At 42.3% G+C, this 19437-nt stretch carries 19 protein-coding genes; 9 read left to right on the forward strand and 10 right to left on the reverse strand.

The features are described 5' to 3' along the window. The first annotated feature begins 4 nt into the window (after nucleotides 1-4). Entirely contained in the window at nucleotides 5-649 is a 645-nt protein-coding gene (locus LN995_RS07330) for a LolA family protein (protein ID WP_229959891.1), read from the forward strand. Between the two features lie 102 nt (nucleotides 650-751). Here LN995_RS07330 and LN995_RS07335 read toward each other — a convergent pair whose 3' ends face one another. Continuing rightward, the gene (locus tag LN995_RS07335) at nucleotides 752-1315 is read right to left on the reverse strand and encodes a hypothetical protein (protein WP_229959893.1); all 564 of its coding nucleotides are present in this window, start codon (nucleotides 1313-1315) and stop codon (nucleotides 752-754) included. 102 nt (nucleotides 1316-1417) lie between these two features. Between LN995_RS07335 and pyrF the strand changes: the two genes are divergently transcribed. From pyrF to LN995_RS07355, 4 genes are all read left to right on the forward strand, one after another. After that, nucleotides 1418-2248, forward strand: coding sequence for an orotidine-5'-phosphate decarboxylase (gene pyrF / locus LN995_RS07340; RefSeq protein WP_229959895.1), 831 nt, complete (start codon nucleotides 1418-1420; stop codon nucleotides 2246-2248). 346 nt (nucleotides 2249-2594) lie between these two features. Continuing rightward, on the forward strand, nucleotides 2595-3887 hold the full coding sequence (locus tag LN995_RS07345; protein WP_229959897.1) for a DUF2851 family protein: 1293 nt from the start codon (nucleotides 2595-2597) through the stop codon (nucleotides 3885-3887). Further along, nucleotides 3884-5176, forward strand: a complete 1293-nt coding sequence (locus LN995_RS07350) for a hypothetical protein (RefSeq protein ID WP_229959899.1) — start codon at nucleotides 3884-3886, stop codon at nucleotides 5174-5176. The genes LN995_RS07345 and LN995_RS07350 overlap by 4 nt, the downstream gene beginning before the upstream one ends. A 58-nt stretch (nucleotides 5177-5234) precedes the next feature. Continuing rightward, nucleotides 5235-5870: a NeuD/PglB/VioB family sugar acetyltransferase gene (locus tag LN995_RS07355; protein ID WP_229959901.1), complete on the forward strand. Its 636-nt coding sequence runs from the start codon at nucleotides 5235-5237 to the stop codon at nucleotides 5868-5870. A 384-nt stretch (nucleotides 5871-6254) separates the two neighbouring features. On the opposite strand, the gene LN995_RS07360 is transcribed toward LN995_RS07355, so the two are convergent. Beyond that, nucleotides 6255-6692 carry a DUF2971 domain-containing protein gene (locus tag LN995_RS07360; RefSeq protein ID WP_229959903.1) on the reverse strand — a complete coding sequence of 146 codons (438 nt, stop codon included), beginning with the start codon at nucleotides 6690-6692 and terminating at the stop codon, nucleotides 6255-6257. Further along, complete coding sequence (locus LN995_RS07365; RefSeq protein WP_229959905.1) at nucleotides 6689-7015, reverse strand: hypothetical protein; 327 nt, start codon at nucleotides 7013-7015, stop codon at nucleotides 6689-6691. The genes LN995_RS07360 and LN995_RS07365 overlap by 4 nt, the downstream gene beginning before the upstream one ends. A gap of 281 nt (nucleotides 7016-7296) precedes the next feature. On the opposite strand from LN995_RS07365, the gene trhO reads away from it, so the two are divergent. Both trhO and LN995_RS07375 read left to right on the forward strand, forming a co-directional pair. Next, nucleotides 7297-8265 (forward strand): oxygen-dependent tRNA uridine(34) hydroxylase TrhO, encoded by a 969-nt coding sequence (gene trhO, locus LN995_RS07370; RefSeq protein ID WP_229959907.1) that lies wholly within the window; start codon nucleotides 7297-7299, stop codon nucleotides 8263-8265. A gap of 214 nt (nucleotides 8266-8479) precedes the next feature. Beyond that, on the forward strand, nucleotides 8480-9340 hold the full coding sequence (locus tag LN995_RS07375) for a nucleoside phosphorylase (RefSeq protein WP_229959909.1): 861 nt from the start codon (nucleotides 8480-8482) through the stop codon (nucleotides 9338-9340). 213 nt (nucleotides 9341-9553) lie between these two features. Here LN995_RS07375 and LN995_RS07380 read toward each other — a convergent pair whose 3' ends face one another. From LN995_RS07380 to LN995_RS07390, 3 genes are all read right to left on the reverse strand, one after another. Further along, entirely contained in the window at nucleotides 9554-9778 is a 225-nt protein-coding gene (locus tag LN995_RS07380; protein WP_229959911.1) for a hypothetical protein, read from the reverse strand. A gap of 120 nt (nucleotides 9779-9898) precedes the next feature. After that, complete coding sequence (locus LN995_RS07385) at nucleotides 9899-10690, reverse strand: polysaccharide deacetylase family protein (RefSeq protein WP_229959913.1); 792 nt, start codon at nucleotides 10688-10690, stop codon at nucleotides 9899-9901. A gap of 12 nt (nucleotides 10691-10702) precedes the next feature. Further along, nucleotides 10703-11713 carry an acyl-CoA reductase gene (locus tag LN995_RS07390; protein WP_229959915.1) on the reverse strand — a complete coding sequence of 337 codons (1011 nt, stop codon included), beginning with the start codon at nucleotides 11711-11713 and terminating at the stop codon, nucleotides 10703-10705. Nucleotides 11714-11826: 113 nt separating this feature from the next. Here LN995_RS07390 and LN995_RS07395 point away from each other — a divergent pair, with 113 nt between their 5' ends. Together LN995_RS07395 and LN995_RS07400 are read left to right on the forward strand one after the other, a co-directional pair. After that, complete coding sequence (locus tag LN995_RS07395) at nucleotides 11827-12177, forward strand: 4Fe-4S dicluster domain-containing protein (RefSeq protein WP_229959917.1); 351 nt, start codon at nucleotides 11827-11829, stop codon at nucleotides 12175-12177. 211 nt (nucleotides 12178-12388) lie between these two features. Then, the gene (locus LN995_RS07400) at nucleotides 12389-15010 is read left to right on the forward strand and encodes a valine--tRNA ligase (protein ID WP_229959919.1); all 2622 of its coding nucleotides are present in this window, start codon (nucleotides 12389-12391) and stop codon (nucleotides 15008-15010) included. Between the two features lie 150 nt (nucleotides 15011-15160). Here LN995_RS07400 and LN995_RS07405 read toward each other — a convergent pair whose 3' ends face one another. The 4 genes from LN995_RS07405 to LN995_RS07420 form a co-directional block, all read right to left on the reverse strand. Beyond that, nucleotides 15161-15757 carry a hypothetical protein gene (locus tag LN995_RS07405; protein WP_229959921.1) on the reverse strand — a complete coding sequence of 199 codons (597 nt, stop codon included), beginning with the start codon at nucleotides 15755-15757 and terminating at the stop codon, nucleotides 15161-15163. A 72-nt stretch (nucleotides 15758-15829) separates the two neighbouring features. Next, nucleotides 15830-16345, reverse strand: coding sequence for a hypothetical protein (locus tag LN995_RS07410; RefSeq protein WP_229959923.1), 516 nt, complete (start codon nucleotides 16343-16345; stop codon nucleotides 15830-15832). Between the two features lie 195 nt (nucleotides 16346-16540). Further along, entirely contained in the window at nucleotides 16541-17920 is a 1380-nt protein-coding gene (locus LN995_RS07415; RefSeq protein ID WP_229959925.1) for a dihydrolipoamide acetyltransferase family protein, read from the reverse strand. Nucleotides 17921-18086: 166 nt separating this feature from the next. After that, nucleotides 18087-19346 (reverse strand): competence/damage-inducible protein A, encoded by a 1260-nt coding sequence (locus LN995_RS07420; protein ID WP_229959927.1) that lies wholly within the window; start codon nucleotides 19344-19346, stop codon nucleotides 18087-18089. Nucleotides 19347-19437 lie beyond the last annotated feature (91 nt).

Consider the following 19437-nt stretch of genomic DNA (forward strand, 5'->3'; position numbering starts at 1 on the left):
ACACATGAGAAAGATATTTTTCGTTCTGCTGCTTGTAATGTTGTTTGTGAATCTGGCTAATGCCCAGCAAGACCCGAAAGCAAGCCAGATTTTGAACGCAATGAGCCAAAAGTACAAAGCCATGAAAACCTTTAAGGCTACTTTTGCTCAGACTGTAGAGAACTCATCTTCCAGCGTTAAAGAAAGCCTGGAAGGTAATGTATTGGTAAGTGGAGATAAGTACAGGCTTCAAGTAAGTGGCCAGGAAGTAATCAGCAATGGAAAGCTGCTTTGGACATACCTGAAAGATGCAAACGAGGTAACTATTACCGAAAGCGATGCAGAGGCCGAAGCTATGGCACCAAGCAAAATCTTCGACATGTATAAAAAGGGCTATAAGTATGCTTATGCAGGTTCTGAAACAATGAACGGTGCTAAATACGATGTGATAGAGCTTTCGCCAGAAGACCGTAAGAGCCCGATTTTTAAGGTGCGTCTGTACATCAACCAGAAAGATAAGAGCCTTAAAAGCTGGCAGATGTTCCGCGATAATGGAAGCCGTTACACCTATACTATTAAAAACTTCCAGGCTAACCCAACACTCACAGCTGATACTTTTACTTTTAACAAAGCCAATTATAAAGGAGTAGAAGTGGTAGATTTAAGATAAAGAATAAACTTAGCATAAATAGAAAAAGGCTGTTTTACCTTTGTTAGAGCAGCCTTTTTCTATTTATGACCTAGCGTACGTTTAATTTGCCTCTTAACTATTTTAATAAACAGCATAGTCAAGCTTTAAATTAAGGTTACTTACAGTTCTTTGTTGCACCTGAACAGGGTTTATCCCTCCTTGTCCATCAAAACTGTTTGCATAAAGTTTACCGTTCTCCTGTATAAAGACAGAATAAATTCCAGGAGTCAGACTGGCTTGGTAAAAGCCTTCTGCATCACTTTCTATAGTTGCAACAGGTTCTGCCTGAGGAGTGAAGTATACATGCTCGTTTTGGCCAGCCTCTGCCATAGTAGTGTAAGGGTACACCTTTACTGTTCTTTTCACGGGATACACTTTACAGGTACTGTTTTCATCAACAATGGGCATACAATTTCCTTCAGACAAGGTTAATGTTCCTGCAACTCCTTCTGTTATCGATATTTTATTGTTATTAAGTTGGTAAAGCGCTGCAGTATCGTTTACCCATTGGTTAGTAACAGTTTCATCTTCTTTGCTACATCCGTTCAGAAGTAACACAGAAATTGTGAGTACAAGTATTGTATAGGCAGCTTTCATAAAATCACTCTTTAAAAGAAGACCATTTTGAGCCAAGAATGGTTGCATCTGTTCTGTACCTTTTGCAGCAAAGTGTAATGCCCTCTATAATTTTATTTTACCTCTTCATTTAAGATGATACTTTTGTAGTTCTAACTTACCTGACACTTCATGATTAGAGAGCAGCTTTTCGAGCAAATCCTTAAAAAGAAATCTTACCTGTGCGTTGGTCTTGACACTGATCCTAAAAAACTGCCAGAACACCTGCTGGATAATGAAGATCCGGTATTTGAGTTCAACCGTCAGATAATTGAAGCCACTGCCGATTTATGCGTGGCCTACAAACCTAACATTGCTTTTTATGAGGCACAGGGACCTAAAGGTTGGGTAAGTCTTGAGAAAACACTGCAGGTAATACCGGAAGAAGTGTTTACCATTGCCGATGCCAAACGTGGTGATATAGGCAATACCTCGGAGTTATACGCTCGTGCTTTTTTTGAAACCATGAATTTTGACTCTATTACGGTAGCGCCTTATATGGGAGCAGACTCAGTGAAGCCATTTCTGGTGCAGGACGGTAAATGGGTAATCCTGCTAGCGCTGACTTCTAACCCTGGGAGCCAGGACTTTCAGGTGCTGACGCTGGCCGATGGAAACGAAGAGTACTTGTTTGAGCAGGTGCTTAAAACCAGTTCTACCTGGGCTACTGCAGGGCAAATGATGTATGTAGTTGGTGCTACCCAGGCAGATTATGTAGAACGGGTACGAGCCTTGGTGCCGGAGCATTTTCTGCTGGTGCCTGGTGTAGGTGCTCAGGGTGGTAGCCTGGAAGAAATTTCCCGCTTAGGCATGAATCAGCAGTGCGGCTTACTGGTAAACTCTACACGAGGCATTATTTATGCATCTTCCGGGCGTGATTTTGCTAAAAAAGCGCGTGAAGAAGCCCTGAAACTGCAACAGGAAATGGAAAAATACCTGGAACAGTACGTACAGCATCTATAAGCTTTCCATCTATCATGCGCCTTATAGCTGAACGGAAAACAATCTCCGCAGACTTGGAACGCTCACAAATACTACAAAACAGTTGGAATAATACTGCTGAACAAACAGAATATATGGGAGTTAAGACAAATAGTGCCTGAGTAATTATAAGTCTATAGTATTTCTGTATTAGCCCAAAAATGCTTAACATCTTCCTGTCTAGCCATATTTTATGTAGTTGCTTAGTTTGTTTTTGCCGTAACTGTTAATGTGTTATTTTAACCATGCTTTTTAGAGCCTATATTGTGTTTACTCTCTTGCAACCAGAGTAGTAATGTTGCTCTGTTAGCACATCAATACAGAAGGAATGAAGGAAGACTTTTTGCACTACATCTGGCAGCATCAATACTTTGATAAAACCGCTCTGGCTACTGCTGAAGGCGATCTACTGCAGGTTTTGCATACAGGCTTCTATAACACCGATGCTGGTCCTGACTTTAAAGAAGCACTTCTGAAAATAGGGGAAGTAGAGTGGTCAGGAAGTGTGGAAATACATTTAAAGGCTTCAGACTGGTTCAGACATCAGCATCAGTCTGACCCCAAGTACGACCAGGTGGTACTGCATGTGGTCTGGGAGGCGGATAAGGCGGTACATCGAATAGATGATGAAAGCGTAGTGCCTGTGCTGGAATTAAGAAGCCGTGTGAAGCCGGAGCTGCTGCAAACTTACCAGCAGCTACAACTGGCAAAAAGTACTATACCTTGTGCTGCTTTCTGGCCCAATGTGCCTGGTATTACGAAAACCATAATGCTGGAACGGACATTGGCAGAGCGACTGGAACAGAAAGGGAAGGAAGTGCTACAGGTTTACCGGAGTTATGGGAACGATTGGGAGCAGGCAACTTACAACACATTATTAAAAGGCTTTGGCTTTAAAATAAATCAGCAGGCGTTTGATCAGTTGGCAAAGGCATTGCCTCAGACTGTGGTAAGGAGGCATCATCAGTCCTTACTACAGGTGGAGGCACTTTTATTTGGACAGGCGGGATTTTTGGAAGAAGCAGAAGATGCTTATGTCAAACAACTACAAAAAGAGCATGCTTTTCTGAGCCATAAGTACGGCTTGCAGTCAAATGTTGTGGAGCGTCATCAATGGAACTTCCTGCGCATGCGTCCTGCTAATTTTCCAACGGTCAGGCTGGCACAGTTGGCGGCTGTACTACATCAGCATCAGGCACTCTTCACGAAATTAGTAGAGGCCAAAGATGTAAAGACTTATGAAGCCCTGTTTATGGTGCCGGTTTCAGTTTACTGGCAGCAACACTACCTGCCAGGGAAAGAAACAAAAGCCGTACAGAAAGCTTTAGGCAAAAGTAGTGCACAGAACCTGGTGATAAATGTGGCGGTGCCGCTGATGGCCGCCTATGCGAATTTTAGTGGTGAACGTGCTTACTTGGAGAAAGCTGTATGGCTACTGGAACAGTTAAAAGAAGCTTCTAACAAATATACTCGTCAATACGAGGAACTAGGCTGGCAGGCCAAGACGGCTGCTGATAACCAGGCGGCTTTGAGTCTTTATAAAAAATATTGCCAGCCTGTAAACTGCCTTCGCTGTGCTATTGGCAATAAAGTAATGAAACAAAACGGCTTAGCTGCGTGAGTGTACTAGTGTACTTGCTGAACATTTTGTTGCTGGCGGGGCTGGTATGGTGGTTGTACAGACAGCCGTGGGTAAAAGAGTTGCAGCCTTATTTTTTTCCGGCTTTAGTGCTTAAACTGCTTTGTGGGGTTTTACTGGGGCTGCTGTATTTTCAGTATTATGGTGGTGCAGGCGATACTGTAACTTATTATAAAGCCTCGCTTAGATTAACAGCTTATGCTAAAAACGACTTTGGGAATTATGTGTGGCTCCTGCTGTTCAATGAGTTTGAAAGTGAAGCTTTCAGAGCTACCATTCCTTTTTCGCGTTTGCCGGATTTCTCGAATTCTTTTTACCTGATCAAGCTTCTTAGTGTGCTAAACCTTTTCACCAACGGGGCCTATTATTTAAATACTTTATATTTTTCTTTATTTAGCTTTTGGGGGGCAGGCCGTTTAAGCGCAGCTTTAGCCACTGCCTTTCCCAGCACGAAAGAAGCGGCAGTTGTTGCTTTTCTTTTCTTTCCGTCTGTAGTGTTCTGGAGCGCAGGGCTTACAAAAGATGCTATCATGTTTGGCAGTATGTGCTGGCTTGTAGCCTTTGCAGTGAATAGAGCACACAGTAAGCCTGTAAGAGTGGAGGAAGTTCTGTTGTTGCCCCTCATGTTGTACCTCTTTGTACGAATAAAAATTTTCTATGCTGCTTTGCTGCTACCCTTGCTTTTAGGTTATCTGGTCATTATGGGCTTGTCGAAGTTTGTCGTAGCATTAAAGCAAAGAACAGTGCAAGTGGCGGTGTTTATAACTGCTTTTACCATACTAGTGCTAGTGGCTACGCAGCTAAGGGACTTTCTTAGTATAGAGTTTATAGTGGAGCAGGTCTTCTTCTCTTATGAAGATTTACTACAACGTTCGTTGCATGGGCCGCACATGGTGCTAAGCCTAAAGCCTACTTTGGCAAGTATGGTTGCTCATTATCCGGAAGCTTTGATAAATGCAGTGTTCAGGCCTTTTATGGGGGAGTCGTGGGAGTGGCTATATATAATTATGGGATTAGAGAACCTGTTGCTGTTTATATTAATGGCTCTGTCGTTAGCTTCACTATTTCGGAAAGCTCCTGTAAAAGTTGAGCTGCTGTATGTAGCCTTGTTGCTGTTTATTTTTGTTTTAGGTGGAATAATTGGTCTTAGTACACCTAACTTCGGCTCTCTTAGCCGCTATCGTGTCGTGTTTCTGCCTTTTCTGGTTTACCTGCTTTTGCAAAATTATTACACACAAAAGCTACTTAACAGGCTTCAACGCTTGCCTTAGTTCATCCTTTTAAACTAATCTGCTTATTCGTACCTTTGCAACTTATTTAAGAGAAGTTATGCAAAACCCGGTAATAATACTTGGTGCCCAGAAGTTAGGCACAGCGGCACTTGATGTCTTCAACAGTAACAGTGTTGTTGTTTACTGTTTCCTGGATGACAGCGAAGCACTGCAGCAACAGGAAATAAATAATGTGTCGGTAATGAGCAAAACGGAAGACAGTGAGTTTTTGAAACTTATTGGCAAGAAGTGCGATGTGTTTGTGGCAGTGGAAGACTCCGCAGCTCGTAAAGGACTCATTAAAATGCTGAAGGATGAGTATAAAGTTGTTCCTGTTAATGCCATTCACCGTTTCAGCTCTGTTTCAGAGTTTGCCTGGTTAGGCCATGGAAACATGGTTGCGGCTGGTGCTATTGTTAATAATAATGCGAAAGTTGGGAACTATAACCTAATAGAGGCTCGTGCCGTGATAGACACAAAAGCTGAATTAGGCGATAATGTTCAGGTAGGTGCTGGTGCTGTTCTTAACTCAGAGGTAGTGGTAGAAGACGGTGCTTTTATAGGTAGCGGTGCTGTTATTGTATCTGGTGTTAAGATCGGTAAGAATGCACGTGTGGGCGCTGGGTCTGTGGTGATAGCTGACGTACCAGCCAAAGCTACTGTGTTCGGTAATCCTGCTGCTCCTGTGAAGTAAGGTGATATCACTAAACTAGTGGATAGATGTACAAGCCTGCTATAGATATCTGTAGTAGGCTTGTATGTTTTAAACTTCATGAAATTCTAATTCAAATAATCCTTTCCCCTCCTTTGCCTTCCAAAGCTTAACATACCACCCTTTTTCTTTGACTATATTTATAATAGCTTTTTGATCTTCCAGGGGTGTCCTGAGTCCAAAAATAATATTCTCTATATCATTCCCATCAAAAGGAATGGCAAGTCCAACTTTGCCTTCATTTTCTTTATCGAATACGATAAAGCGATGTTCCTTTTCATATGCCCAATTTGGTGCTTTAACAAAAGTAGTTTCAAATAATTTTTCAATTCTGTTAATAGTAGCGTGCCCAACACAAGCATCTACCTAAGGGATTGTATTTGACTCTAAAAAATTAGTATCATATACAACCGGTAAATCTGTTAAGTGATCTAGATATGATTGCCCATCAAAAATCCCATATCCTGTCTTTTTTCTGGACTTCATTGAGCGTTCCATTATTCTCACTTTCACTGAACTCATTAATAGTCCTACACATATTCCAGTGTGGTCTTTAGCATAATGGCTCCACATTAACACCTCCTTAAAAGGCTCAAAATCTGGCGCTCCTCTATTTGTAGAAAAGACGAATCGATTTTTTAAATCATTTTCATACGTCGGCAAGAATTTCTCGATTTCTTGATATAACAGAGGAGCAAAATTAAGCCTATCTTCTATCTTCTTTACAACTTTTCTAATATCTAAATTAGTGTCAAATGGATCATTAAAGTAGTTTGGGTGAGAAAACCACAGTTCTTCATTCAATAACATTTTATCAATAACATTTTAAAAGTGAAGTCATTAACTGCTCTGAATTTCCAATATGGTGATGTGGGGGAATTCTTAACGATTGGGATTTGTGGAAGTTTATCAAAACTAAAAGGAATAGGGCTCTCCTTGGCTAGTTGCTCAAGTGATTCAGTAGTTTCTTTTATTTTTTCTAATAAAGTGGTATAACGAGCAGTTAGTAAATAGAACGTAGTGCCTTCACGTGTTTTTAACCCTTTGATATCAAACTCTAATTGTTTTTTCCTTTTTTGCAAGCCCTCTAAATACTGAATGATTTGTTCCTTTGTGAATTGCCTCATAGCGTTCATTTATATTTATTCTAATATAATAGATTTTATCAAAATAAATTATGCGTAATGTCTTAAGGCGTTGCTCTGTTGTTTTATCCCTTTGTGAACTTCTTCAGGCTAATTCTATAGCTTTCTTTATCGCATCTATCCTTTTAAGAACTGAAGAAAAGGAGATGAATGGTTGTTGAGAACAGGGAGTAAAATTTAAGAATTGAATTTCTTATCTTTGCGAAACGTTCAAAGAAATGAATTACTGATATTAAAAACACTTAGCGAGAAACTAAGCAGTTATGAACAAACCCTATAGCATTTTACTTTACTACTGTTATTCGCCAATAGCAGACCCTGAGGCGTTTCGGGAAGAACACCATTTACTTTGCCTGGAGCTGAATCTGCTCGGCCGTATCATTGTTTCAAAAGAAGGTCTGAACGGTACTATTTCCGGTCTTAAAGAAGACTGCGAGAAGTATATGGAAAGGATGAAAGCAGATCCTCGCTTTGCAAAAATTGACTTTAAGGTAGACGAGTCTGAAACACATGCCTTCACCAAACTACATGTGCGCACCAAGGCGGAGATTGTACACTCTGGCTTGCTGCACATAGACCCGAACCTACGTACTGGTGTACACTTATCTCCTAAAGAGTTTAAGGAGATGAAAGACCAGGATGATGTGGTAGTGCTGGATGTTCGCTCAGACTATGAATATAGCGTGGGCCGTTTTAAGAATGCGGTTACATTGGATATCGAGAACTTCCGGGAGTTTCCTGATAAAGTAGGGAAACTGAAAGAAAAGTATAAAGACAAGAAAATACTGACCTATTGCACCGGAGGTATTAAATGTGAAAAAGCCAGTGCCTTTCTATTGGAACAAGGCTTCGAAAACGTGTACCAGTTGCATGGTGGTATTATTAAATACGGCATGGAAGTAGGCGGCGAAGATTTTGAAGGCAAATGCTACGTGTTCGATAACCGTGTGGCAGTAGATGTGAACAAAGTTAACCCAAAAGTTATTTCTACCTGCCACGTGTGTGGTACAGAAAGTGATCGCATGGTAAACTGTGCAAACCCAGTGTGTAACCTGCATGTGCCTATCTGCGAGAAGTGCGGCTGGGAACTGGATGGTGCCTGCTCTACTGAATGCAAAGAGCACCCAGAAAAGCGCCCATACGACGGCACAGGATATTACCAGAAAGAAATGAATGGCTATAATCCGTTAAAAGGATTTAATCGCCGGAAGAAAACAGACGTATCTGCTTAACGTATTCTCATATCTTTGGAAAAGCGTGGCCCAACAGTCACGCTTTTTCGTTTTCAATAAGAGGTGTAAGCTATATAAGAGAATATTAAAATTTACTTTATTGCAACTGATACTATTTAGTTGCAATAAAGAGCACAAAACCGCAGCTTATCAGAGATAGATTTGCTAAGAGTTGCTTTTAGTGTCTTACATACAGTGTTTAAAAAAGAAACCAATGGCTATTCCAATTCCAGAATCAGAACTTATCATAAACGGTAACGGAACAATTTACCATCTTAACTTATTGCCAGAGCAGATATCAGATACTATTATTACCGTTGGCGATCCTGACCGTGTGCCTATGGTAAGCAAATATTTTGATGAGATAGAGTTTATCACCGCAAAACGGGAATTTGTAACGCATACAGGCTACTACAAAGGCAAACGAATTACCGTTATTTCAACAGGTATGGGAACAGACAACATCGACATACTGATGAATGAACTGGATGCGCTGGTAAACATAGACTTTGTGTCGCGGGAGCCAAACGAGGAGAGAATTAACCTTCGAATAATACGTGTGGGCACTTCAGGTGCCTTGCAGGACACAGTGCCGTTGGGTAGCCATTTGGCCTCTCATACCGCTGTTGGCTTGGATACGCTGATGCAGTTTTATCCGCTTCTGCAGAGCGAAGAAGAACAAAGTCTTACATTAGCTTTGCAAAGTGCTTTAGGAATTGGCTTTCAGCCTTACATGGTAAACGCCTCGGAATCTCTTATCAGCAAAATAGCTTACGACATGATTCCGGGCAACACCCTTACCTGCCCAGGGTTTTATGCGCCGCAAGGCAGAGCTTTACGTGCAGGCTTGCGTAGTGAGGAGCTTTTGAATGTGTACAAAGATTTCCGGATGAACGACTTCAGGTTTACTAACTTTGAGATGGAAACCGCTGGTTACTATAGCATGGGCCGTCTTTTAGGGCATGAGGTACTGTCGCTAAATGCCATTGTTGCCAATCGCGTTACAAAAGAGTTTGCTAAGAATGCAGAAGAAGTAATTGATGGCCTGATTGTAAAGGTGCTGGAAAGGGTTTAGTTCAGAAACAGCGATATTCTTTAACTGGCTTATGCACAAGCCTTACAGCGTATTCATGAGCTGTGCGTACTTAAACTCAAAGAGCTGCAACAGAGAGTTTATTTATTCTGTTGCAGCTCTTTGAGTTTAAAACAAGATCTTCCTGGAGTAATCTTTAGAAAAACTCTACGCCAAGAATCGAAATAATAGAAATAAAGCTTCCAGCTTTAAGGGTCATAACAATATAGTAGTATCTACTCTTTTCTTCTTGCCGTCTGAAGTTTGGAAAGTAATTTCTACTTTGCCATGATAAGCATTACCTAAAGAGTTGGCTCTATTCAGGTCCCATAAGCGTTTTTTACGTGCAGCTTCATCTTGCAGCACATCTTCACGAGAAAAATGTAGTTGAGAAATTTGCTCTTTCTCAATTAAAGGAATGGAATTAGTTATTGGATCCATTGCTAAAACAACGTTAACTAATATAGTTAATATTGAATACTAACGCAAAAGATACACCAAACTTGTTGTGGCAACACAGTTTTATTTTTGAATTACAGATTTTATAACAGAATGAAGTTCCTACAGCACCAGGTCTTTAAAGGTTAAAGAAGCTAGCTCATATTTTTTAGCTACTCTAAAAATGTTTTCTAATGTAGAAGGTGCAATACTATAAGGTTCATTACTGTTATTGATGCTTTGGGCATAAATCAGAATAGCCTCTTTATTCTTATGTGCCCGTCTGAAGCCATCCTCTATATCTGTAAGAGTGACACCACTGCCTGCATCAATGCCTAAGCTGTTTATTACTCTGTCTCCGTCGAAGCTGTAAAATATCCTGTCAAGTTCATGTATGCCTTTGCCTTTCACTTTCCAGGAGTCACCTCGCAACAGAAAAAAGTACTTCAGAAGCTCGCGATCAATTACTCTGGAATTAGCTCCATAGGGGTAAGCAAAGGTAACTGGTGCAAAGCCTCTGGCATGCATTTCTCTTATAGCGGGAATAATTTCGTACGCTATATAAGAAGCTATACCATGTTCTTTGGTATATGTAAGGGAGTTAGAGTGCGTATAGCCATGGCAGGCAATCTCGTGCCCATCTGCTTCTAACTCCTTCAGCATTTGTAACTCTTTTGCTATAAGCGAGTCTGGCTGCGTTAAAAAGAATGTGGCATGAACATTATATTTCCTGAAGAGGTCCCGTGCCTGATACCAGTCTGTTATGTTACGGTCATCAAAGCTGATGACAAAAGATGCTGTTGGGGGGGTATGGTAAGCATAGTCAGTTTTCCAATAGCGAAATGCAGTAACGCCTGCTAAACAAGCTAAGGCAACTACCACAACTACTGCTAATACCAGAAACCCCTTACGCATCTTTCTTACAGGTTACAGCTTCTGTAGAAAGTCCAGTGTATCCACACCGTCGGCATAATCCCACACCATAGGGTTTTGTGCCTCCCCGAAAGGAATGCTGCCCTCAAACCAGCCATGTGCTGAAACAACACATTGGATTTTGTCTTTAGCACCTGACAGCTTCTGACGCAGGTTAGAAAGAGAGCTAAATGTTTCGTAAAAAAGAACAGATATAGGAGATACAGTCTGGTCGCTCTCCGTTACCAAAAGGAAACCATTATCGAAGTGCGGCACACGGTTTACCAGCAGTAAAGACTTATTATAGTCGTAGTTGTTCTGGTACTTATGGTGGTTAAGCAATGTGTTATGATGCTCATTTGCCTCAAAGAATTTATCGAATACATATCCCTCCGGCACAAAAAACTTTGATACATTACGGCAACCTAACCCGTAGTAGCGGAAAATATCCTCGCCAAGTGCCTTCAGGTCGTCCTGTTCTTCGTGGCCTGTCAGAATACCAAAGCTGGTGCGGTTTTTCCGGATAATGTGTGGCCGACTGGCAAAGTAGTACTCAAAGTAGCGGGCAGTATTATCAGAACCTGTGGCAATAATGGCATCTGCTTCTTTTAACAGATCTACAAACTCAAAGTTATTGGCAAAGGCAGGTTCTATAGCAACAAGCATGTTAGCTATGTATTTAATCAGCATTTCATCGTCTGAGCTTAACTTGGCCATCAGGTAGTGCCCGCTTATCAGTACAGCTAAAAAGTCATGAAAACCTACCATCGGGATATTACCTGCCATCACTACGCCAACCTTTTTAGGTGAAACCTGTTTTAAGTGATAAGGGTAAAGCCATTCACGGAGGTATTGCTCATTTAAAAGTGTGACGATGCCGTCCAGGGCGAAAGAAACGTTGTCTTTATCAAACCATGGGTTTCTGGCAGAGGCCATTTGTGCTAATGCTGTACGCTCTTCTGGAGGTAGGCTTTGTAGCTGTTTCCCAAGCTGTACAAAGGCCTCTATCCTGTTCTCTAATGTCATGGCTTAACGATAACTTTAAAAAAATATTTGATATGGATACTTAATGTTCCTAATTTTGTTGTTCGATTACTAAAGAAATACAAAAGTATAAAAAATATACAGGAGATACGATTATGGCGATAATGATCACTGACGAATGCATAAATTGTGGTGCATGCGAACCAGAATGCCCTAACACTGCTATTTATGAAGGAGCTATGGAGTGGACCTGGGGTGGCGGTACTTCTTTGACGGAAGTAGAAATTGATGGAGGAGATGTTATACCTGGGGATGCACCACAGGAACCAATATCTGAGGAGTATTACTATATAGTGTCAGATAAATGTACAGAGTGCATGGGTTTTCATGAAGAACCGCAATGTGCTGCTGTTTGCCCTGTCGATTGCTGTGTGGATGACCCAGACTACCGTGAGACAGAGGAGGAACTATTAGCTAAGAAAGACTGGTTACACCAGGCTAGTTAATATTAAAAAGCATTAAAGCTTTAGAAAGCCTGCCTCTCCGGCAGGCTTTCTTGTTATCATCAGGTTTAAAGGTTGCATAATGTGTGTTAAACTAAGCGAAGATTTGTGTCTATAGCCGAAACACTTACAGGTCTTAAAGGTGCTGTGAGGATTGATCACAAAAAATACCTAATTTTGCCTTTTGCCACTATACAGGAATTCTATAGTTAAGATGTCGATTTCAACAAAGTATAACCCCAAAGAAATAGAGAAGAAGTGGTACGATAGCTGGATGCAGCGCGGCTTCTTCCGTTCCAAGCCTAATCCTAATAAAGAGCCTTATACCATTGTCATTCCGCCGCCAAACGTAACCGGGGTGCTGCATATGGGCCACATGCTGAACAACACCATTCAGGATGTGCTGATACGTCGTGCGCGGATGCAGGGCAAAGAGGCTTGCTGGGTGCCCGGTACTGACCATGCTTCTATAGCGACAGAGGCAAAAGTGGTAGCGATGCTGAAAGAAAGAGGCATCAACAAAAAGGACCTTACCCGCGAGGATTTCCTGAAGTATGCCTGGGAGTGGAAAGATAAATACGGTGGCATTATACTGGATCAGTTGAAAAAGCTGGGTGCCTCCTGCGACTGGGACCGTACCCGCTTTACGATGGAAGATGACTTGTCTGCTGCAGTTATTGAAGTGTTTGTAGACCTGTATCGCAAAGGACACATTTACCGTGGTGTGCGCATGGTAAACTGGGATCCGCAAGGTAAAACAGCCCTTTCTGACGAAGAGGTAATTTATAAGCAGGTAAACTCCAAGCTTTACTACCTGAATTACCAGATAGAAGGCAGCGACGACACTTTAACCATTGCAACAACACGCCCTGAAACAATTTTGGGTGATACGGCAATCTGCGTAAACCCGAACGATGAACGCTACAAGCACCTGCATGGTAAAACAGTTCTGGTGCCGCTTATCAACCGTTCTATTCCAATTATTACCGATGAATATGTCGATATGGAGTTTGGTACAGGCTGCTTAAAAGTAACGCCTGCCCATGACCTGAACGACTACGAGTTGGGTATAAAGCACAAACTGCCAAGCATCGACATACTGAACGATGATGGTACACTGAGCGACAAGGCGTTGCTTTATGTAGGCGAAAATCGTTTTGTGGTGCGCAAAAAGATTGCAAAAGAACTGGAAGAGAAAGGTATACTGGCCAAGGTAGAAGATATTACTAATAACGTGGGCTTTTCTGAGCGTACGGATGCTGTTATTGAGCCTAAGCTTTCGATGCAGTGGTTCTGTAAAATGGATGCCATGGCAAAGCCTGCGATGGAGTCTGTGATGGAGGACCAGATTAAGCTGCACCCGCCTAAGTTTAAGAACATGTACCGTTCCTGGATGGAGAATATCCGCGACTGGTGTATTTCGCGCCAGTTGTGGTGGGGGCAGCGTATTCCTGCGTTTTACCTGCCAGATGGTTCTTTTGTAGTCGCCACTACGGCAGAAGAAGCTCTTGAGTTGGCCCGTAAGCAAAGTGGAAATAATGAACTACAGGTTTCTGACCTGCACCAGGACGAGGACGTGCTGGATACCTGGTTCTCTTCGTGGTTATGGCCTATCTCAGTTTTTGATGGTTTCAAAGATCCTGATAACAAAGATATTCTGTACTATTACCCAACCAACGACCTGGTAACAGCACCGGAAATTCTGTTCTTTTGGGTAGCTCGTATGATTATGGCCGGCTATGAATTCCGTAAGGAACCGCCATTCCGTAACGTGTACCTGACAGGTATTGTGCGTGATGCACAGGGCCGTAAGATGTCTAAATCACTAGGTAACTCTCCTGATCCGCTTGACCTGATAGAGCAGTACGGAGCTGATGGTGTGCGTGCCGGTATGTTATTTAGCTCCCCTGCTGGTAACGACTTATTGTTTGATGAGAAACTGGTAGAGCAGGGGCGTAATTTCAGTAATAAGATATGGAATGCTTTCCGCTTGATAAAAGGATGGGAAGTTGATGAGACCTTACCTTGCCCTAATGAAACGGCTATTAAATGGTTTGAATCACGATTCAACGAAGCTTTTGTTCAGATAGAAGATCATTTCGAGAAATTCCGCATTTCAGATGCCTTGCTGGCCGTTTACAAGCTAGTGTGGGATGATTTCTGCTCAAGCTACCTGGAGATGATTAAACCGGCTTATCAGCAGCCGATAGACAAGCAAACTATAGACGCTACAGTTGGCTTCCTGGAAAACGTTCTGAAAGCACTGCACCCGTTCATGCCGTTCCTGACAGAAGAAATATGGCATGACCTGAAAGAGCGCAAGGAGAAAGAATTTCTTATTGTAGCAGCATGGCCTAAGAAAGATACGTTCGACAAGGAGATTATTGAGCAGATGGACAGTGTGCTTAAAGTAATTGCTGCCATTCGTAATATTCGTAATTCTAAAAACATCCCGAACAATAAACAGCTCGACCTGTTAATAAAGGTGATGACGCAGAACAGCTATGATGCTTTCCTAAGCATTATCCGTAAGCTGGCTAATATAAATGAAATCAGCTTTGTAGAGGATAATGTGGAAGGCGCTATCAGCTTTATAGAGGCTGGTGACGAGTTCTTTATCCCGATGGCTGGTAACATAGACGTAGCTGCTGAACGTGAACGCCTGACGAAAGAACTGGAGTATACCAAAGGCTTCCTCAACTCTGTTGCGAAAAAGCTTAGCAATGAACGTTTTGTAAATGGCGCACCAGAGGCAGTTATTGCCAATGAGCGTAAAAAGCAAGCCGATGCCGAAGCTAAAATTAAAGCCATTGAGCAAAGCTTAGCTTCTTTGTAAGTATAGCGCTGTAGTTATTTCAAAAACAGCAGTGGCTGCTCCTGATAAGGGAGCAGCCACTGCTGTTTCTAGAGTATTCGGTTAAAAACATTAGCTGATAATCAAGTTGCTATAAGAGTGCAGCTTTTCTTGTGCCGTTATGTTGGAGCTTTACTCCTGATGAGAGGTAAGCAGTTGCTTAATTTCTTTTCTGGCTTTAGGTAAGATATCATTCAGCCCTTCTTTGGGGGAAGTATAGCTTATTTCCACCTGCTTTGAGGCCAGCCTGTAAGAAAGCAGACCTTGTTCTGTTTCTGCCATATAGTAAAGCTTTGCAGGCTCTGTAGCAGTAGAGACTATGTAGGTACGGAAATTGAAATCATTAACGATGCGTTGCTGAGTAGGAGGTCGATTGTCCAGGTAACGTTGTGTCACGACACTGTCCAGGTGCATCGTGCTTTCAATCTGGTAGATATCTCTGATGTTGCCTTGCTCAAAGGTCCAATGCTGTACCTGGTGAGAACCTTGCTGGTGCTGCTCATATTTTGCATTATTCAGATCAAGGCCTGCTATAACCCCGAACAGTTGCATATCGGTTGCTATAGTTTGTATAGAGGGACTTTGGGAGCTATTGTCACTAATAAAGTAAGCATTTGTTTCCTCTAGTTTAGTCAGGTTACTTTCTATTGTTTCCTGTAGTTGCAGTGTACTGGTATCAGCAAGTATAAAAGAAAAGAATAGAGGTAATATGGTATTTAATAATATCATGGTTTCGCTATAATACATCCTCTACTCAAATGTTGTGCCTATTGTTGTTTTAGCTCTTAATGATTAGGCTGTTTATAAGCTTGAACTATCTAGAACCTGCCAGTTTACATTGCCGTTATCAACGGTATATTTCAAAAGCATATAGCCGCCGTTGTGGCCGTCTTCATAATAGGCGAGGGCATATCGGTCGTTTAAGATACGGCTGTCTCTTATGGCCATGGTGCCGCCTAACCTTCCCTCCCGTGGTATCAGCTGGCTTTGCTTACGGTTCAGGTCGTTCATCAGATCCGACTCCGGATTCTTTAAGCCTTTCTGTTGCAGCTTCTGAATGTCATTTTCACTTAAAGCACCCAATTGATCTACAAAGTTAACACCACCAGGAGGTACCATTTCCATAGTATCAGGCGGAATAACTATATCTTCCAGGGAGTCTACTGCTTCAGTTTGCTGATCCAGCTGCTGGTCTGTTTCAGTTAATTTATTATCGGCTATAGCCAAGCGACTTTCAGCTTCCTGCTTCTGCCAATAAAAGTACACGGCCAGAAAGAGGAAAGCAGCAGCTAGTATCCAAGGTAATACAGTTCTCATGATTTATGGTTACTTAGATTTCTGACTTAAACGAAAAGTAATGGAATCAGATGGTTAAAATTATAACAAAGGTAACGTGCTGGATATTTGATGTGCCACTTCTTTTGGAAGAGTCCGAAGAATAAAACCACAGCGCCTGCTTCGGTTTGGAGGCAGGCGCTGTGGTTTTATAGCAACTATTTTTTATCCGCATCTTTAGATAACGGTGTTAGGGTCGAAGTCTTCCAGGTAATCAGCTACACGACGTACGAACATACCTCCCAGAGAGCCGTCTACTACACGGTGGTCGTAAGAGTGCGACAGGAACATGAAGTGGCGGATACCAATCAGATCTCCTTCTGGAGTCTCGATAACGGCAGGCTTTTTCTTGATCGCACCAAGTGCCATAATAGCTACCTGTGGCTGCATAATAATAGGTGTACCCATTACGTTGCCAAAAGATCCTACATTAGAAACCGTGTACGTAGCACCTGAAAGATCATCTGGTGTAAGTTTGTTGTTACGGGCACGGTTTGCCAGGTCGTTCACCTTTTTAGTTAAACCGTTCAGGTTCATCTGGTCGGCGTTCTTAATATTGGGCACAATCAGGTTTCCGCTAGGCAAAGCAACGGCCATGCCTACGTTAATGTCTTTGTGGCGGATAATGTTATTGCCGTCTACAGATACATTAATCATCGGGAAGTCTTTGATAGCTTTTATAATAGCATCTATCAGAAGCGGTGTAAAGGTAAGGTTCTCTCCCTCGCGCTTTTTGTAAGCTTCTTTATGTTTGTTCCTCCAGTTAACCAGGTTAGTTACATCAGCCTCTACAAAAGAAGTAACATGCGGAGAGATACGTTTGCTTTCCACCATGCGGTCGGCAATCAGACGGCGCATGCGGTCCATTTCTATAATTTCATCGTTACTGCTGAAAGAAGAAGTTGGCTTAGATGCAATTGCCGGCGCTGTCTGCGTTTGTGTTGCTGGTGCAGCCTGAGGCTGCGAGTTAGTAACAGGCGCTGCTGTTGTGCTTGCTTCAGTAGAAGCCTGTACTTGTTCCGGAGTACCTTTACGGCTCTCTACATAAGCCAAAATATCCTTTTTAGACACTCTGCCCTCCTGACCAGTACCTGGTACATATTCTAGTTCCTGCATAGATATGCCCTCTTCACGGGCAATGTTCAGCACCAGCGGAGAGTAAAAACGACCTGGAGCAGGCTGAGCAAGTCTGGCTACAGTTGGATTGGCTGCTGACACAGTATTAGGCTCTGCTGAAGCAGGCTCAGCCTCTGCAGCAGGAGCAGTGGTAGTTTCTTCAGTGGCAGTAGCAGCGGGAGTTTCTGTAGTGTCTTCACCATTCGTGGCAATAATAGCGATAGGTGCTCCAACAGCTACTACATCACCTTCTTTTGCCAAAATCTCTTTCAGTGTGCCACCTTCAATAGCAGGCACCTCTGTGTCTACCTTATCAGTTGCTACTTCCAATACCGATTCATCTTCCTCAATTGTGTCTCCCACATTCTTGAGCCATTTCAAAATGGTACCTTCCATGATACTTTCGCCCATTTTGGGCATAACCATTTCTACAAAAGCCATGCGTTGTTATTCTATGTTCATGTGTTAAGATGATAGCTACTAGATTTTAGATACTTAACATTTTAGCAGTATAAAATGTATGCATCCTGAACTTTATGCTAAGACATAATTTTACTGTTTGTCTAAAATCTAGGTTCTAGTTCTGGACAAAGTTAAGTATTTTAACCTATTCCTCAACCGTGGCCAATAAACTTTGGCGCATGAGGTTCAGAACGGCTATGGTGGTGTACTCTATATTTAGAATCCGGTCTTTGTTGTAACTGAGAAGTTTAGTTACTGTTTTGTCTTTGTCAGCGTAGGCTATCCATATAGTACCCACTGGCTTATCCGGGGTGCCTCCATCAGGCCCTGCAATACCGCTTGTAGCTACCCCAATGTCTGTGTTGAACTTCATGCGTATGCCTTCTGCCATCTGTCGCACAGTGTCTTCGCTAACAGCACCATATTGGGCAAGCGTATCGGGTTTAACACCTAGCTGCTCTGTTTTAACATGATTATGATAGGCTATCACGCTGCCTATATAATAAGCAGAGCTACCAGGCACGCTGGTAAACTTGTGTGCCAACAAACCTCCCGTACAACTTTCGGCTGTGGCTATTGTTAGCTTCTGCGTTTTTAGTAGTTGCCCCACGGCTTCTTCTAATTTCACTTCACCATAAGCAAAAATGTAATCCGGTATTATCTGTGAGAGAATATCCACCTGCTGTTGTAATTCTTTCTCTAGTGCTTCTTCATTATCGCCCTGACCGGTAAGCCGTAGGCGCACACCTCCTAAATGCGGGAGGTAAGCCAGCCTGATATGTGGCGGTAGGGTAAGTTCCCATTGCTCTATGGTATCTGCCAGCGTAGATTCCGGTACGCCTGCCGTTTGTACAACTTTGTGGATGATCTGAGGCGTTTTGAAATGCTCCTGTAGTTTAGGTAATACAATATCAGTCATCATGCGTTTCATTTCAAAAGGAACCCCCGGCATCGAAACAAAAATTTTCCCTTCCTCTTCAAACCACATGCCTGGTGCTGTGCCCAATATATTACGCACAGGTGTGCAGGCTGCCGGTAAGAAGGCCTGTTGCCTGTTTAGTTCGCTTACCTCAATGCCTCTTCTGCTGAAAATAGCTTTTACATCCTCCAGCGACGGCTCATGTAGTTTTAGCTCTGTGTTAAAGTAAGCCGTCAGAATATTTTTGGTGAGATCATCTTTTGTAGGGCCTAATCCACCTGTTATAAGCATAATGTCTGCCCTGGTTTTAGCGTTGTCCAGTGCCTCTATTATATGGGCTGCACTGTCAGAAACAGAGGTTATCTGCTTTACCTTTATACCAATTTTAGTTAGCTCCATACCCATCCAGGCAGAGTTCGTGTCAACAATCTGGCCGTAGAGTATCTCGTCGCCTATCGTTATTATTTCTGCGATTACCGCTTCCATTTATTTTTGGTCTGATTTATGTTTTAGTATCAAAACTGCTTTAAGTTAAATATGTTCAGTTAAAAAAGTGCAGGAAACAAGACTTTAGATG

Origin of the sequence: Pontibacter silvestris (genome assembly GCF_020907275.1) — a bacterium.
Classification (GTDB): domain Bacteria; phylum Bacteroidota; class Bacteroidia; order Cytophagales; family Hymenobacteraceae; genus Pontibacter; species Pontibacter silvestris.

Coding starts and splice junctions, on each gene's coding strand:
- LN995_RS07330 (WP_229959891.1), top strand. CDS start 5: ATGAGAAAGATATTTTTCGTTCTGCTGCTTGTAATGTTGTTTGTGAAT.
- LN995_RS07335 (WP_229959893.1), bottom strand. CDS start 1,315: ATGCAACCATTCTTGGCTCAAAATGGTCTTCTTTTAAAGAGTGATTTT.
- LN995_RS07410 (WP_229959923.1), bottom strand. CDS start 16,345: ATGAGAACTGTATTACCTTGGATACTAGCTGCTGCTTTCCTCTTTCTG.
- LN995_RS07355 (WP_229959901.1), top strand. CDS start 5,235: ATGCAAAACCCGGTAATAATACTTGGTGCCCAGAAGTTAGGCACAGCG.
- trhO (WP_229959907.1), top strand. CDS start 7,297: ATGAACAAACCCTATAGCATTTTACTTTACTACTGTTATTCGCCAATA.
- LN995_RS07405 (WP_229959921.1), bottom strand. CDS start 15,757: ATGATATTATTAAATACCATATTACCTCTATTCTTTTCTTTTATACTT.
- LN995_RS07395 (WP_229959917.1), top strand. CDS start 11,827: ATGGCGATAATGATCACTGACGAATGCATAAATTGTGGTGCATGCGAA.
- LN995_RS07415 (WP_229959925.1), bottom strand. CDS start 17,920: ATGGCTTTTGTAGAAATGGTTATGCCCAAAATGGGCGAAAGTATCATG.
- LN995_RS07385 (WP_229959913.1), bottom strand. CDS start 10,690: ATGCGTAAGGGGTTTCTGGTATTAGCAGTAGTTGTGGTAGTTGCCTTA.
- LN995_RS07365 (WP_229959905.1), bottom strand. CDS start 7,015: ATGAGGCAATTCACAAAGGAACAAATCATTCAGTATTTAGAGGGCTTG.
- LN995_RS07400 (WP_229959919.1), top strand. CDS start 12,389: ATGTCGATTTCAACAAAGTATAACCCCAAAGAAATAGAGAAGAAGTGG.
- LN995_RS07375 (WP_229959909.1), top strand. CDS start 8,480: ATGGCTATTCCAATTCCAGAATCAGAACTTATCATAAACGGTAACGGA.
- LN995_RS07380 (WP_229959911.1), bottom strand. CDS start 9,778: ATGGATCCAATAACTAATTCCATTCCTTTAATTGAGAAAGAGCAAATT.
- pyrF (WP_229959895.1), top strand. CDS start 1,418: ATGATTAGAGAGCAGCTTTTCGAGCAAATCCTTAAAAAGAAATCTTAC.
- LN995_RS07420 (WP_229959927.1), bottom strand. CDS start 19,346: ATGGAAGCGGTAATCGCAGAAATAATAACGATAGGCGACGAGATACTC.
- LN995_RS07390 (WP_229959915.1), bottom strand. CDS start 11,713: ATGACATTAGAGAACAGGATAGAGGCCTTTGTACAGCTTGGGAAACAG.
- LN995_RS07345 (WP_229959897.1), top strand. CDS start 2,595: ATGAAGGAAGACTTTTTGCACTACATCTGGCAGCATCAATACTTTGAT.